Source organism: Paraburkholderia silviterrae, from assembly GCF_004353915.1.
Taxonomy (GTDB): domain Bacteria; phylum Pseudomonadota; class Gammaproteobacteria; order Burkholderiales; family Burkholderiaceae; genus Paraburkholderia; species Paraburkholderia silviterrae.
This window is the reverse complement of record NZ_SMRP01000007.1, coordinates 14,930-29,078: the sequence shown is the minus strand read 5'-3', so window position 1 is coordinate 29,078 and position 14,149 is coordinate 14,930. Positions and strand designations below refer to the sequence as shown.

The 14,149-nt window shown below is 59.6% G+C and carries 13 protein-coding genes; 10 read left to right on the top strand and 3 right to left on the bottom strand.

Annotation, left to right across the window (positions count from 1 at the left end):
- Nucleotides 1–174 precede the first annotated feature (174 nt).
- Complete coding sequence (mdeB, locus tag EYW47_RS16110; protein WP_133196059.1) at nucleotides 175–2,886, top strand: alpha-ketoglutarate dehydrogenase; 2,712 nt, start codon at nucleotides 175–177, stop codon at nucleotides 2,884–2,886.
- A gap of 110 nt (nucleotides 2,887–2,996) precedes the next feature.
- On the opposite strand, the gene EYW47_RS16105 is transcribed toward mdeB, so the two are convergent.
- Nucleotides 2,997–3,527: an Lrp/AsnC family transcriptional regulator gene (locus tag EYW47_RS16105; protein ID WP_133195839.1), complete on the bottom strand. Its 531-nt coding sequence runs from the start codon at nucleotides 3,525–3,527 to the stop codon at nucleotides 2,997–2,999.
- Nucleotides 3,528–4,163: 636 nt separating this feature from the next.
- The gene (locus EYW47_RS16100; protein WP_133195838.1) at nucleotides 4,164–4,409 is read right to left on the bottom strand and encodes a helix-turn-helix domain-containing protein; all 246 of its coding nucleotides are present in this window, start codon (nucleotides 4,407–4,409) and stop codon (nucleotides 4,164–4,166) included.
- A 306-nt stretch (nucleotides 4,410–4,715) separates the two neighbouring features.
- Here EYW47_RS16100 and EYW47_RS16095 point away from each other — a divergent pair, with 306 nt between their 5' ends.
- From EYW47_RS16095 to EYW47_RS16075, 5 genes are all read left to right on the top strand, one after another.
- Nucleotides 4,716–5,189 carry a hypothetical protein gene (locus tag EYW47_RS16095; RefSeq protein WP_240763736.1) on the top strand — a complete coding sequence of 158 codons (474 nt, stop codon included), beginning with the start codon at nucleotides 4,716–4,718 and terminating at the stop codon, nucleotides 5,187–5,189.
- Nucleotides 5,190–5,360: 171 nt separating this feature from the next.
- Nucleotides 5,361–5,735, top strand: a complete 375-nt coding sequence (locus EYW47_RS16090; RefSeq protein ID WP_133195837.1) for an HAD domain-containing protein — start codon at nucleotides 5,361–5,363, stop codon at nucleotides 5,733–5,735.
- A 552-nt stretch (nucleotides 5,736–6,287) separates the two neighbouring features.
- The gene (locus EYW47_RS16085) at nucleotides 6,288–6,806 is read left to right on the top strand and encodes a 3'-5' exonuclease family protein (protein WP_133195836.1); all 519 of its coding nucleotides are present in this window, start codon (nucleotides 6,288–6,290) and stop codon (nucleotides 6,804–6,806) included.
- Between the two features lie 62 nt (nucleotides 6,807–6,868).
- Nucleotides 6,869–7,477, top strand: coding sequence for a helix-turn-helix domain-containing protein (locus EYW47_RS16080; protein ID WP_133195835.1), 609 nt, complete (start codon nucleotides 6,869–6,871; stop codon nucleotides 7,475–7,477).
- Nucleotides 7,458–7,895, top strand: coding sequence for a hypothetical protein (locus EYW47_RS16075; protein ID WP_133195834.1), 438 nt, complete (start codon nucleotides 7,458–7,460; stop codon nucleotides 7,893–7,895). Before EYW47_RS16080 ends, EYW47_RS16075 begins: the two co-directional genes overlap by 20 nt.
- A 287-nt stretch (nucleotides 7,896–8,182) precedes the next feature.
- On the opposite strand, the gene EYW47_RS16070 is transcribed toward EYW47_RS16075, so the two are convergent.
- Nucleotides 8,183–8,611 (bottom strand): hypothetical protein, encoded by a 429-nt coding sequence (locus tag EYW47_RS16070; protein WP_133195833.1) that lies wholly within the window; start codon nucleotides 8,609–8,611, stop codon nucleotides 8,183–8,185.
- A gap of 820 nt (nucleotides 8,612–9,431) precedes the next feature.
- Between EYW47_RS16070 and EYW47_RS16065 the strand changes: the two genes are divergently transcribed.
- From EYW47_RS16065 to EYW47_RS16050, 4 genes are all read left to right on the top strand, one after another.
- The gene (locus EYW47_RS16065; RefSeq protein WP_240763735.1) at nucleotides 9,432–10,388 is read left to right on the top strand and encodes a nucleoside triphosphate pyrophosphohydrolase family protein; all 957 of its coding nucleotides are present in this window, start codon (nucleotides 9,432–9,434) and stop codon (nucleotides 10,386–10,388) included.
- Nucleotides 10,385–11,092, top strand: a complete 708-nt coding sequence (locus tag EYW47_RS16060; protein ID WP_133195832.1) for a thymidylate synthase family protein — start codon at nucleotides 10,385–10,387, stop codon at nucleotides 11,090–11,092. Before EYW47_RS16065 ends, EYW47_RS16060 begins: the two co-directional genes overlap by 4 nt.
- On the top strand, nucleotides 11,089–12,219 hold the full coding sequence (locus EYW47_RS16055) for a uracil-DNA glycosylase (protein WP_133195831.1): 1,131 nt from the start codon (nucleotides 11,089–11,091) through the stop codon (nucleotides 12,217–12,219). Before EYW47_RS16060 ends, EYW47_RS16055 begins: the two co-directional genes overlap by 4 nt.
- Nucleotides 12,220–12,952: 733 nt before the next feature.
- Complete coding sequence (locus EYW47_RS16050; protein WP_165976582.1) at nucleotides 12,953–13,906, top strand: HEPN domain-containing protein; 954 nt, start codon at nucleotides 12,953–12,955, stop codon at nucleotides 13,904–13,906.
- Nucleotides 13,907–14,149 lie beyond the last annotated feature (243 nt).

Sequence of the window (14,149 nt, the reverse complement as noted above, 5' to 3'; positions counted from 1 at the left end):
TTCCCGGACGGCGAACCAGGCAAATATTCTGCGACCGACGCCGACTGCAGGGAAAACCACTGCGGTGCGTCGTGCCAGTCCGGAAAAACAGGCGCACATTCTGCGGCGTCGTCAGTATGCTGTCCGTTCCCCCATGAGTCGCTTAAGGCGTCGCTCTTGCCTCGGAGTTGCATGATGACGGATTTATCGATAAATACGCAGCCGATTCTTGCCGCCACGGAGGCGCGCATCGACCACGATCCTCAGGAGACGGCAGAATGGCTCGCGGCGCTTGATGGCGTTCTCGAACATGCCGGACTTGAGCGCGCACAGTACCTCTTCGACCGGCTGGCTGCGCACGCCCTGTCACAGGGGGTAGCCACGGCGCGCGCGAGTATCACGCCGTATGCGAATACCATTCCCGTCGCACAACAGCCTCCCTATCCTGGCGACGTCGAAATCGAAGAGAAACTTGCGGCTGCATTGCGCTGGAATGCGCTTGCTATGGTGGTGCGCGCCAACAGGGCATACGGTGAGCTTGGTGGGCACATCGCGAGCTATGCATCTGCGGCCGACCTTTTCGAAGTGGGCTTCAATCATTTCTTCAAAGCACAGAAAGACGCTCAAAGTGGTGACCTCGTCTACTTTCAGCCTCATTCTTCTCCCGGTGTCTATGCGCGCGCATTTCTTGAAGGATTCCTGAGCGAAAAGCATCTCGAACATTACCGGCGCGAAATCGCAGGTCCCGGATTGTGTTCATATCCGCATCCGTGGCTCATGCCAGACTTCTGGCAATTCCCCACGGGTTCGATGGGCATTGGACCTATCAACGCCATCTACCAGGCGCGCTTCATGCGCTATCTCCAGAATCGCGGACTGCTGCACACCGAGGGTCGGAAAGTGTGGGGGTTCGTTGGAGACGGCGAGATGGATGAGCCCGAGTCGATCGGAGCCTTGTCGCTTGCAGCCCGGGAGGGGCTGGACAACCTGGTGTTCGTGATCAACTGCAACCTGCAGCGCCTCGATGGTCCCGTGCGCAGTAATGGACGCATCGTCGATGAACTCGAGTCGCAATTCACCGGTGCAGGGTGGAACGTCATCAAGGTGTTGTGGGGTTCCGACTGGGATGCACTGTTCGCGCGCGACCGGACCGGTGCGCTGCTGCGGGCGTTCGCCCATACGGTCGATGGCCAGTTTCAGACCTTCTCGGCCAACGACGGCGCCTATAACCGCGAACGCTTCTTCGGTCAGAGCCCGGAGCTTGCCGCGCTCGTCGCCCATATGAGCAATGACGACATCGATCGCTTGCGACGCGGCGGGCATGACGTCCGCAAGCTTCACGCGGCCTATGACAGGGCGCTGAAGCACCGCGGACAGCCGACAGTCATTCTGGCGAAGACGATGAAAGGGTTCGGCATGGGCTCGATCGGGCAAGGGCGTATGACGACGCACCAACAGAAGAAACTCGACGTCGAACAGCTGAAAGCCTTCCGGGACCGCTTCCGTCTGCCGCTCTCTGACGAGGATGTCGAGCAACTCAGGTTCTACAAGCCTGCCGAAAGCAGCCCGGAGATGCAGTATCTGCACGCGCGGCGCAACGCGCTTGGCGGCTATTTGCCCAGAAGACGGCGGGCCGCGTCCCAGTCGGTCGCCGTGCCTGCCGTGTCGACGTGGGGGCAATTCGCAATGGACGCGAATGGCAAGGAGATGTCGACGACCATGGCCATCGTCCGCATGCTGGGGAGCTTGTTGAAGGATGAGGCGCTCGGCCCGCGTATCGTCCCCGTTGTCGCGGATGAAGCGCGCACATTCGGCATGGCAAATCTGTTCCGCCAGGTGGGGATCTACTCTCCGCGCGGGCAGTTGTACGAGCCGGAGGATCTCGGCTCGATGCTCTATTACCGCGAGGATACGAGCGGTCAGATTCTGGAAGAAGGTATCTCCGAAGCGGGCGCCATATCGTCGTGGATCGCAGCCGCCACATCCTACAGCGTGCACGATACGCCCATGTTGCCGTTCTACATCTACTACTCGATGTTTGGCTTCCAGCGCATCGGCGATCTGATCTGGGCGGCGGCGGACCAGCGTGCTCGTGGATTCCTGATTGGTGCGACGGCTGGCAAGACAACGCTCGGCGGGGAGGGGCTGCAGCATCAGGATGGCACAAGTCATCTTGCAGCATCAACGGTACCGAACTGTCGGGCTTACGATCCCGCGTTCGCCTACGAAGTCGCGATGATTGTCGACGAAGGTGCGCGCGAAATGGTCGAGCGGCAGCAGGACGTTTTCTACTATGTGACCGTGACCAACGAAAACTACGCACAGCCGTCGTTGCCCTCAACGGAGGCCGAACGAGTGCGCGAGGGTGTTATCAAAGGCCTGTATGTGCTTGACCGGAAGTCGATGGAGTCGGCGCAGGTGCAGCTTCTCGGCTCTGGTGCGATTCTGGGCGAGGTACAGGCCGCCGCGCGCATGTTGAAGGACGACTGGGAAATTCAAGCGGGTGTGTGGAGCGTCACAAGCTTTACTGAATTGCATCGTGAAGGCGTTGCGCTCGAGCGTTCCGAGCGACTGTTCGACGACGCTGCGGCCGTACCCTATGTAACGGCTGCTCTTTCGCACTCGGAGGGGCCCGTCATTGCCGCTACAGATTATGTCCGCGCTGTGCCTGAGTTGATCCGTGCGTACGTCCCGCGACGATATGTGACATTGGGCACGGATGGCTTTGGCCGGAGTGACACTCGCGCGTCGCTTCGATCTTTCTTCGAAGTCGATCGTGCGTCGATCGCGATTGCCGCATTGAAAGCGCTCGTTGATGACGGCATGGTGGACAAAGAGGTACTGCGTCGAGCAATACGCAAATACGGGAAGGACGTGAGCGAGCGCTTCTCGCCATGGTTGGTCTGACCGGACAGCTTTTCGCCAGGTGGGAACGGGGGACTCCGTTGGAGTCGATGGGCATGAGCCATCGGAGTTCGGATCGCGCGCTGCCCGGATCCCGGCTGGGATCAACTGATCTACAACCACTCCTGAGGCGCTGACTCTTCATCTGGCAACGTCATGCCGTTGGCGGGTAACGGCAATTCGGTCTTGTAGCGAACCTGCTTGAGCGCAAAGCTTGAACGGATGTTTGAGACTCCCTTGACCTTGGTGAGATGATCCAGAATAAAGCGCTCGAGCGCTTTCGTATCTGGCACGACAACACGAAGCAGGTAATCCGCATCGCCGGTCATCAAGTAGCATTCCATCACTTCCGGTCGGACGGAAATCGCCTCTTCAAAACTGCGGAGAGCGTCTTCCACTTGCCGTTCGAGGCTAACGCTTATGAAGACATTCAAGTTTAGGCCAAGCCGCTCAGGATTGAGCAGAGTCACCTGCTGCTTGATCAGGCCCAGGTTCTCGATATTCCGGACGCGGTTGAAACAAGGGGTCGTGGATAGATTGACGACTCGCGCGAGTTCAGTGTTCGTAATCCGGGCATTCTTCTGAAGAGTGCTGAGAATCGCGATGTCGATCTTGTCCAGCCTCTTGGTTGGCGTTGTCGGCATGAGCTGTTTCCTCCGTTAGTCACGGCATTTTCAGATGGTAGCAGCCGTTTCCGCCGTGCTGTTGACTGTTTCTGGGCGGAGAGCAGGAGAGACGTCAGTTAGACAATCCCGGTCATTCCGCTTTTGATTCTGCCGCCCGGTTTATCCCCCACCTCAACGGCGGTTCCGCACTTATCCCATGCAGTCCGAGTGATTTTGTGGTACGCCGCGCATAGTATTCAATGGTCACGACTTTGAGCTTGGATGTCGACGTTCAGTCGTGTGCCTCTGATGCGAGAGTTCGCAGGATGAGTTTGATCGCCCCCCCACCTGCATCTTCACCATCAAAGGGTATTCGACAGGTGTCGGAGCCCTCCATTTAAGGCTTTCATATCCAATATAGTTAACGTGATCACATTTTCATCTATGTCATCCGAATTAAATTAGAGAGAAAAATCCGTGCAAAAGAACTTGTTCATGAACTAGGTGTTGCGACACGTGGATTTTGGCGGGCGTGGCGATCTTCGCGGGAGGTTCGCCCGGTGCTGCGCAGCCGTTAGGTACGAGTTCTGACGTTTAAGAGCGTTTGACGTTTGCACCAGGACGGTGGCGAATACGGTGCCGATATAAATTGTAATTGATCCATTCGATGTCGCCTCAAAGACCGGCACCTTTGAGTAGTTTCGATGGTGAAATGTCTAGGGCGTCGGCAATTCGAATGAGGTTTAGGACGGATAGATTGCGTTCCCCTCGCTCGATTCGCCCCATATGACTGCGGTCGATTCCTGTTGCGTGTGCAAGGGCCTCCTGTGAGACACCAAACTCCTGCCGACGAGCCCGAACCGTCGCTCCTATAGCGGCCAGATGTCCCGCGTCGTCCAGTTTGACCGATACCCTTTGCATCCCGTGATGGTCGCGGTATGATGGTCATTTGGCCACGGCATTTACGACCCATTTGAGGGGGTGTCGAGGGCTTTTTGAATTTGGCGTATGTCTCTGATTGAAATTGAGTGCCGTCTGCCGCATCAGTCGGCTCTGGGCGGCGCAGGAGCGCGCACGGTGGCGAGTGTGGGGGTGGGGCGAACGGAAAAGCTGGAGGGAGCTTCGTGGGGCGTCTGTCTGTCGGTCCTTCCCGTTGGCCTTTGTTGCCAGGGCCACGTGTTCGGCGGGTAGTTGGTTGGTTATGAAAGCGTTTGAGGTCGTAGCTGCATGTTTGTAACGAATGAAATTAACCGTGTGCCTGCGTTGAATGTGCCTTTCGGCGGGTGGCCGGGCAGGGGAGTGTGGTCAGCGGTTCAGCAACTGCTACCACGGGATGTCCTGATTCTCAGGGTCTCGCGGGCGCGCTCGCGGGCCGTGCCGACAATCGTGATGCTGGACCTGCCCGAGACGGCGGCGACGCTGGAGCAGTTCGTCGAAGGAGAGGTCGTCCTGCGCGACGCGGCCATACTGAGCACAAGGCGCGCACGGGAGGTCGACCAGTGGACGCTTGATCCGCTTCGCGAGATCCGGGTGGGGGTTACCGAGCCAGAACAGTACAGTCAGGGCGAGCGGCTGGTGACGGTGACCCGCTTCACGACGGCCGCGGGGCGCACGTTATCGGTGCCGTACGCCCTGGCGGAAAAGCCCGCGCGCGGCAGACGGCTCTGGCGCGCGAAGGCGCCGACCGCAGCCCGTTGCTGACCCCGGCGCGGTGGAGGCACATCTGGACGGGGGCACGGCCATTGAGGAGCCGGACATGCTGCCGCGCCGACGGGGTGGCAGCGTGCTGTATCGCGATTTGACGGGTCCTGCATCCGGAGGACGTGTGGCGCTGACCGGGCACCGGACCGTCTGTCGCGAGCCCGCCGGGCCATGCGCTGTTCGAACACGCGGCGCTGCTCGCGCGCTGCCTCGAGCCTGGTGCGGGTGTTCCGCAGCGTTCGCAAGGTTGCCCGCCGTCTGTCGTTAGAACTGCGCCGACGCGTGATCGGGGCGACCTTCCACGGCCGGATGGATCCGGTGTGGTTCCGGTCCGTGGCGCGTGGCGTGCAGGTCTGGGGCGACGTGTGCCGGCGTCAGCCCGCAGCATGGCTCGCGCTCGACGACGATGGCGGAGACTGGCCAGCGGTGTGCCGGGGCAACCTGATGCACACCGATCCGGTGCTGGGCATCAGCGATCCGGCGGTGCTCGCGGAACTTCGGCCGAGGTTCGCCGCGATGCACCGGCCGGAAGCCGGCTGGCCGTGATAATCCGCCGCTTATCACGGCCAGCGTGCGGTAGCCGCAGCCGGTGCGGCATCCTCGAGAGATGACATGAGCCGGCACAGGAAACCGCCGGTATTGCCGCCGGACGAGACCTCGGCGCAGCTGCGTGTGCGGCTGCGGCGCTTCGCACTCGCCACCCGCGACGACGCGACCCGCTCCGGCACGCTGCCGTTTCCCGGGCACGTGACGGTGCTTGCCGGGCCGCTGCCTGCCTCCACCCGCACGCTGCGCACCCGTCCGCACCCACCCAGAGCGGGCCACAGCAGCATGGTGCCGCCGGAGCCGGGCAGTCAGATGACAACGATCTGCCTCGAGGCAAATGGAGTGCGGCACTCAAAGGAAAAGTCGGAGCGTGGCGACACGCAGGCACGTAAATGGGCCGGATGGCTTCGGTCAGGCAGGGGAGTCCCAGATGGTAGTTCTTCAACGATTGGATGTCGACGGTGGACCGGTGGGCGCGCGTGCCTGGCAACCGGAGGCGGCGCGCGACGGAGGGGTGGCACCCAGTGACGACGGCGGGAGGCGCGCGCAATCATGACGGATGCCCGCTTTCAAGGCGCGGTGGTCTGGCCGGTTCCCCTTGGGGACCACAGCGGCTGGAACAACCGCTACTTCCTCGACACCGAGTTCACGGACTTCCAGCGCTGCCAGCTCATCAGCCTCGCCATCGTGGGCGAGAACGGCTATGAGTTCTACGGCGAGCGCACCGACTACGATGCGGCACTGTGCAGCGACTTCGTCCGCGCGGTGGTGCTGCCGCAGCTCGGCCGCTTCGACGGACGGGCCATGCCGTTTGTCCGGCTGCGCGAGGCGCTGCATGCGTGGCTTGCCGACATCCCGGCGACGTCCGGCCCGGTGCTCTGCTACGACTACGAGACGGACCTGAACCTGTTCCGGTTCCTGCTGGGCGGTCCGCTGCCGCGCGGCTGGCGGCTCGAAAACATCGCGGGACGGCGCGACCGGGAGCGGCGCGCCGCGTACCTTGCCCGTCATGGCGGCGAGCACCATGCGCTGCATGATGCGCGGGCCAATGCGTATGCCTGCATCGGGTGAATACGGGATGGGGCCGGCAGGTCCGTTTCACGGCCGACCGGCAGTACAAAGGCTTTCCTTTCGTGGAGAAAACAGATGACATGGATGAGATCGGGATGACCGGAGCGCGCGCATGGATTCCACGATCCGCCGCACAGCGGGTCGCGCAGCGTCTGCGCGATCGGCGCAGGTCACTAGGATTGACGCAGGTCGAACTGGCGGCCGGGGTGGGTGTCGCGCACCCGACCTATGTGCACTGGGAGAAGGGAAGGTTGCCCGACACGATTGACGCCGGCACCGTGAAAGCGCTGGAGGCCGTGCTGCAGCTACCGCAAGGCTGGCTCCTCAGGCAGGACGCGCCGTCGTTGCCCGATCCGGTCGCCATTGCCGGCGATGTGCCAGCGTGCACGCCGGCAGGATCGGTCACACTGCCCGTGCGAATTCCCGTCGCCCGCTGCGAGCAGATCGGGCCACGTGCGGCGCAACTCCGGAAGGCGCTCGGATTTTCAGTCGCGGAAGTGGCCCGAGGCTGTGGCGTGTCCAGCGTCACGCTGTCACAGTGGGAGCGGGGAGCGTTTCCGAAGGCGCTCACCGGGCAGCAGCTTCGCGCCTGGGAACGCGCGCTCCGTCTTGCGCCGGGACAACTGCTGGAATCACCAGAAGGAGCGGCGAATGCTTCGAATCACGGTTGAGCTGCTGCCCGGCGGACGGGAAAGCGGAAAGCGTGTCATCGCGACGGCGGATATCGCGCGTGTGCGTAACGGTGCGCTCGCCGATTACGCGGTGGTCCTGGACGATGCGGTACTCGGTGAGGTCGGGGATCGGGCGATTGTGCGCAGTTATCCGAGATGGGCGGGCAGCGTGTGGGATCTCGTCGCGCGCTGTCTTGCTGCCGCGCTGAATCAGGGCCGCGAAGGGTTGCCGCCTCGACCTGCACAGCCGGAGGTCAAGGTTCGCGTGAACGACGCAGGCTTCCGCTATGTGCGTCTTGACGAAATTCCCGAACCGGCCAGAACATTCTTCGACCAGTCGCTGTCCGGTTCGGGCATTCCCGATCACGGCTGTGCTTACGCGCACGACTGGTTCGACTTTCTTGGCGGTCAACGCTGATGGCACGGGCCGGCGCACGGCGAACAGCGGTCCGGGTCTGTGAGCGGTGCGGGTCGCGTTTCTGGCAGCGAATGCTGTCGCAGATGCGCGCCCATGAGAGGACGGCCCGGATTATCACTGTCTTTCGCGCAGAACGCGGCGTACGTCAACGATGTATCGGGCCGGCTACTCCAACGACTTCAGTCCGACCTGGGAAGTGGCGGTGTCCGTCGGGGAATCCGCAAGCGACGTCTTCGGGCCCGGCGGCCGCCGCGGCGCGCATGCGGCCCAACGGGTTTTCCGGCGCGCTATCCATGCACGGCGCCGACCACATGATCCCGGGCGGCTTCAACCACAGCCGATGGAGCGGTCACCAGGCATTCGCGTGGTCGTCTGCCATGTAACAGGCTGTTGGTCGATTCGAACCACGAGGCAATCTGCAATGGCGTGTAGCCCACGAAAATTCTCAGGATTTCCTCTACTTCTCGAATCGGCATGCCAGATTCATCGAAGAGATAGAGCGGGTACAAGGACTGGCCCGCCCGATCAATGGCGAACACCCGGCCTTCATCCGTCCACCGGCTTGCTGCCACGTGCATATCTGTAGCGTCCGGCTCCTGCTGCTCGCCTGACGTCGGCGCCATCAACCACTGCGTGCCGTTGAGCACCGCTTCGAGCGCCTGTGCCTCCAGCGACGCGCGCATCGGCGTCGGCGTCCCTGGTTGTGTCATGGTCATTTGTCATCCCCCCGGTGGGCAGGACCGCGATATCCCTAATTCATACCACATGGCAGAGGCCGTGTGCGTGCATGGCGATTGACTGCCCGGGGCCGTTGCCCGCGCAAGCCGCTTCGCCGTTGTGCCTGACGGCGATGGCTCCGGCCCTGCAGTGCCGATCGCACGAGTAAGGCCCCTGTGCCTTTTCTGGCAGAACGGCCCCACTCAGCTGGACATCCCGGATTTCTGGGTTGTTCGATGTCTATGTGACGGGGGCGCGTTTAAAAGGGAGGATACTCGACCCACTGCATCCGGTCGCGCGGTCGCGCACCTAAGGGCAACTGGCAGGGTGGTCCGGTCATCCACACTCGCCTCTCGGGGGCAGCAGTTCGGCCTTAGCGGATGTTGGAGTGTCGGCCGCTGAGTGAATGAGTGCTCGCGACATCCACCCGTCATCTGGGTTGCTGCGGCGGCTACGACCACTCTTGAGTGCGGATTCCGCCGGTCGATGCAACACAATCAAGCCTGCATTCTCGCGCATGACACGGCGTGACTCAGACTTCACAGGAATATCGCTGGACCTGCGCAAGAACACTCGACCCGATTTGATGCATTTGGCATAAACGTCGGGCAAGACCTGATTTTTACTTTGCGCGTTGACAGATCACTGTCATTCTTACCGCCAACGTCATCAACCGCTTCGAGGATATTCGGGAAGCCGACCTTTATGTCGGGCTGGAAAGTGTGGGAAGCAGTAGTGGCACGGCGATTATGTTGCGCCGAAACACGCGGTTCACGAATTGTTTGGAGCACGCTTTAAATTCATGTTCGGGGAGGGCGTATGCCGCGAAGCGCGCCAGTTGAGAAAACCGAGGAAAGTTCGACAAGTTGCGGTAGCGCGACGATGACAACGTTTAGCGAATACCAAGCGATGGTGGAGCGCACCAACGAACGCCCCTCCCGCGCAGTCTCACTAATGGGGCTTGTCGGTGAAGTCGGTGATCTTCACAGCATGATGAAGAAGCTCCTCCTGCAGAAGGACAATCCCCTGTTTCGAACAGAGCTGCGAGAAGAGTTCGGCGATTTGCTCTGGTATCTGACCAGCCTTGCTTCTCTGTATGAAATCCCGTTGGAGGAGATCGCCAAAGCAAATGCCGAGAAGGCTGAGTCGCTGTATTCGGAAGGAAGTGTCAACGTTTTCGATAGCGGCTTTGCGCCAGATGAGAGGCTGCCTCGGCGCTTCGTTGTCAATTTCTACGAGAAACCTCTGGAGCGAAGTCTATACGTCAAGGTTTCCGTCAATGACGTCGTCATCGGTGATGCACTAACCGACAATTCACACGAGGACGATGGCTATCGCTATCACGATGTATTTCATCTCGCGTATGCCGCCGTACTCGGATGGTCTCCCGTCTGCCGATCGTTACTCAAATGCAAACGCAAGTCGAACGCCAAGATTGACGAAGTGGAAGATGGAGCGCGCGCCGCTGTAATTGAGGAGGCTGTCTCAATTCTTGTTTTCAATCAGGCGGAAGAGCGAGGATGGTATGTAGACCGGAGTTCTATTGACATCGGACTGCTCAAGACCATTCGCAGGATGGTAACTGGCCTGGAAGTGCGCTCTTGTACAGCAAAGCAGTGGCAGCAAGCGATTTGCCAAGGTTACGCAGTGTTCCGGGAACTAAAGAAAAACGGCGGTGGCGATGTGACTGTTGACTTGGATAAGCAACGCATTACATATCGTGCGTCGTCCCCTGCAAAAGGGATATCTTCGATCACAAAGGGACGACGAGCATGACAATTCCCGTCGTTGATGGTCTTACGGCACTCGAAGCTTGGCGCGCGGGTTGTTCTCTCCTACTTGACGCACGGGGCGAAGTCAGCAATCTAATTACTATTGTGGATCAGCCGTGCGAAGCAGAGGGCGGTTGGTTGAAGCAACATTCGCCTGCTCGTATAAAAGCGGGCGCGGATGACGCCTGCGACGTCGCCAATACGTTGTTTCCGCAGCGGACCTGCGACCGAGCAGCGACGCGTTCGGAGTTCTATGCCCGCTACCTGCAAGTCCATGACCGCGCTCGTAGATGGCAACGTGGGCGCCACGCATGGGGCACGTACTTCGAGCGTCTCGTTCGGTTTCCTCCGGACGGCGTCAACCAGCTAGAGCGGGCAATCGACAAGCTGAGCACATGGTCGCAACGGAACACCACCGGTTTAGTATTTCATCTTTCGTCTCCAGCGGTGGATGCCCCCCGCACAAGAGGGGGGCCTTGCTGGCAGTTTGGAGAGATTCTTTGGAACGCCGACGATTCCTTGGATCTTGTCGTGGTATACCGGAACCATGACTTCTTCAACAAAGTGCTGGGTAATTTCATCGGATTGGGCAGGCTACTTCGCTTCATATGCGCGGCCTCGAACAAGCAGCCGGGAAAGCTTGTCTGCCATTCGGTTCATGCTTACTATGACTGCTCTCAGCAGCAGCTTCGTTCACTGATTCAATGACGTCCGCCGATGATAAGGAGACCAAGTTCCGCGACTTGGTCAACCGTGTAACCGCGTGCGAGAAATGCTCGCGGATGACGGGGAGCGCGCGCGTTCTCGGACCCGGATGCGGCCCTCTTGACGCGCCGCTTATGTTTGTTGGTGAGGCGCCCGGGCGACTTGGGGCCGATGGGTCGCACTTGCCCTTTCACGGGGACAAATCCGGGCACAACTTTGAGAGCCTCATCGAACAGGTAGGAATCAGCCGATACGAAGTGTTCGTGACTAATGCAGTGTTGTGCAACCCCAAAGATGAACGTGGCAACAATGCGACGCCTACGCCTGTCGAGATCGCAAACTGCGCATCCTTTCTGAGGGAAACGATCGAGCTAGTCGATCCCTCACTTGTAGTTACGCTTGGTGCTGTGGCGCTCAAGGCGTGCGGCCTGCTCCAAGCGCACGCACTGTCGCTCCGCGAGCACGTTAGAACGAACAACGCGTGGTTGCGCCGGTCCCTGATACCTGTGTATCACCCGGGGCAAAGAGCCATGGTTCACCGCAGTTTCGCAAATCAACTAAGTGACTACCAGTTCGTCGCAGAGACTCTGAGGAGGCGAAAGAGGCAGCGTAAGAGACCGGTCAGCGGTAAGCCTCGGGCTGATGCCGCAAAGCTCGGACACGTTGCTCGCCGGATACTGGAGAGTAAGCCAGAAGGGCTTAGTTACTTTGCGCTTCATAAGTTGTGTTTCCTGGCGGAGCTGGCATCACTTGAGGCAACCGGGGAACGTCTTACGAATGCGTATGTTGTCCGGCAAAAGGACGGTCCATATTTTGTGGACTTGCACTTGGCAAAACTGCCGCAATTGGTTCCGGGAGTCATGGTTCGGCCCGTCGGCAGCAAGGTCATGCTTGGGCTTGCTAATCAGGTTGATTTTCTTTCGAAGGAGCCCACTCAGACCTTGTCTGCCCATGATGAAGCAGCGGTAAAGGCGGTCGTAGCGAAGTATGGTGACATGCGTGACGAAGAACTTAAGAGGGTCGTCTACCTGAGCAAATACATGCGCGCTCTACTCCGAAAGGAGAAATCGAACGGCGCAAATTTTTATAACGCCGCCGTGCTGCCGTTTGTGATGAAAGATTCACGTTAGTCCACACCCGTTAAGTCCTAGTAACTATGAGCAAGGCACGAAACTGGGTGGGACGCATACGATGTCCGAGCGGCTTCTGTAAATCAAAAGTCGCCGTTGATTCACTCAGGTCTGGATGGCCCAATGGGTCGAGAGTACGCATCCGAACGCAGTGAAAGCTGACATTCGTGTCGTGCGGGTGTGGATGGCAGAAGAGCGACCTGAAGCTGCCTTACGAACGGCGGCATCTTAACGTCCGCAATGGCCGATTTGTGTGCGTAGCTCCTCCGTCACGTTACGGAGAATTGCGGCCGTTGCGGCGGCCTTTTTCCCCGCTCGCCTATGGGCGAATTGTGGCCGACGCCTGGACTACGAGAGCGGCAGGCAATCGCGTCATCAGGCTGGATGACCAAGGCCGAACGGGGCAGGGCGACGGCCCAGGTTTAGACGGCCTCGCGTCGCGACCTCGAGGTTGGCCAAAGGATGGCCGGTTTCCCCGTGATAAGGGGCGTTATCACCGCCACCGCCGCCTCGCGCGAATCGTGATTCGGCAGGACAGACTGTGCCCGCTTTTCGGCCTTCGCGGTCTGCCCGCATCGGCGATAAACGGTCGGTCGACAACCGCGCCCGGATCGTCGACAATCGCTGCACCTGTTGTCGTACAGACTGCTCGAAAGCGTTACGACCACTGCAATGCCCAATCAACCAATCACTGCGGAATCGCGGCCCGACTGGCTTGGAGAATCAATTGGCCATGGACTACCGAAATGTTGACTTACCGCGGGAGGCCGGAAACGTCGACCTTACCCCGTTTGAACCTGACGATGAGTGGGTTGCAACGGCTATCCCAGAATTGCAGCAAGCAGCGATGCTACGCTGGTTCTGTGATCGCTACGAAGACCCCGCAAACGAGACCCCTTGGGATGGAGAAGACAAGAAATATGTGTATGTGTGGGGTGGCCCCTACGATCCCAACGACGAAATACAGGAGCGTTTCGGGCATGTCGTTTCTTACGAGGTCATGGAACCTCTGATCCGGGATTTGCATCGTGATGTAGGCGACGAGTGGGCACCCATCGAGCACGAAGGTGTCGACTACGAAGGCTATTTGTCGCGGTTAGTCGTCTCGTCTCGTGACGATCCTTACGCATTCTTAGTAGAACGTCTCGATCAGATCGACGTTGTCTTGAGCGCCGTCGCAGCAAACCCGCAGGCTGAACAGATTGTCCACCAGATGGCACATGGGTCCATCATCGCCGCGCTCGAAGCATATCTCTCCGACACGCTGAAGTTCTGGCTAGAGGCGGACGAGCAAGTGTTGCGCCGATTCGTGGCGACCAATAAAGATTTCCAGTCTCGAAACCTAACACTCGCTGAGATTTTTGAACGATTTGACCGGATAAAAGAGGAGGTCAAGGACTATCTCAGCACGTTCATGTGGCATCGTCTGGATAAGATTAAGCCCATAGTGAAGGCCGCGTTCCAGTTCGATCTACCGGACATCTCGAAGTTAATGGGTGCGGTGAAGATTCGCCATGACATTGTGCATCGGGCTGGCCGCGACGCTGACGGCAATCTTGTCGACCTATCTGCAGAGGATGTCCGATTGCTACGTAACGAATGCCAGTCATTCGCAAAAGTCATGAACCAAAAGCTCGAGGAAAAGTATCCTCCGGACGCGGAGAAGCCGTGGAACCATACGTTTTGACGGCGATGGGATCACAGAGGGAATATCGGGGTTCGCGATCAGAATGAACGTTCGGCGAATGGTTACCGAGGTGTCCGGCCGGGGGACTGGACTTGCTATCTTGGTACCTAGTACAGCAAGTCTAAGTTGTCCAACAGACGGTACTGCAACTTCTGGCAGTCGCACGCGGCGACTCACCTTCAGGGCCAAAAAGGGCCGGCTACAACCTCCGCTGCAGGCAGCAGTACGCCAAAAGCAGCCGTT

Bases quoted from the DNA above. Each gene is read 5' to 3' on its own strand.
- EYW47_RS16095 (WP_240763736.1), top strand. From the start codon at position 4,716: ATGTTTGTAACGAATGAAATTAACCGTGTGCCTGCGTTGAATGTGCCT.
- EYW47_RS16090 (WP_133195837.1), top strand. From the start codon at position 5,361: ATGCGCTGTTCGAACACGCGGCGCTGCTCGCGCGCTGCCTCGAGCCTG.
- EYW47_RS16075 (WP_133195834.1), top strand. From the start codon at position 7,458: ATGCTTCGAATCACGGTTGAGCTGCTGCCCGGCGGACGGGAAAGCGGA.
- EYW47_RS16065 (WP_240763735.1), top strand. From the start codon at position 9,432: ATGCCGCGAAGCGCGCCAGTTGAGAAAACCGAGGAAAGTTCGACAAGT.
- EYW47_RS16050 (WP_165976582.1), top strand. From the start codon at position 12,953: ATGGACTACCGAAATGTTGACTTACCGCGGGAGGCCGGAAACGTCGAC.
- EYW47_RS16100 (WP_133195838.1), bottom strand. From the start codon at position 4,409: ATGCAAAGGGTATCGGTCAAACTGGACGACGCGGGACATCTGGCCGCT.
- EYW47_RS16060 (WP_133195832.1), top strand. From the start codon at position 10,385: ATGACAATTCCCGTCGTTGATGGTCTTACGGCACTCGAAGCTTGGCGC.
- EYW47_RS16085 (WP_133195836.1), top strand. From the start codon at position 6,288: ATGACGGATGCCCGCTTTCAAGGCGCGGTGGTCTGGCCGGTTCCCCTT.
- mdeB (WP_133196059.1), top strand. From the start codon at position 175: ATGACGGATTTATCGATAAATACGCAGCCGATTCTTGCCGCCACGGAG.
- EYW47_RS16055 (WP_133195831.1), top strand. From the start codon at position 11,089: ATGACGTCCGCCGATGATAAGGAGACCAAGTTCCGCGACTTGGTCAAC.
- EYW47_RS16070 (WP_133195833.1), bottom strand. From the start codon at position 8,611: ATGACCATGACACAACCAGGGACGCCGACGCCGATGCGCGCGTCGCTG.
- EYW47_RS16105 (WP_133195839.1), bottom strand. From the start codon at position 3,527: ATGCCGACAACGCCAACCAAGAGGCTGGACAAGATCGACATCGCGATT.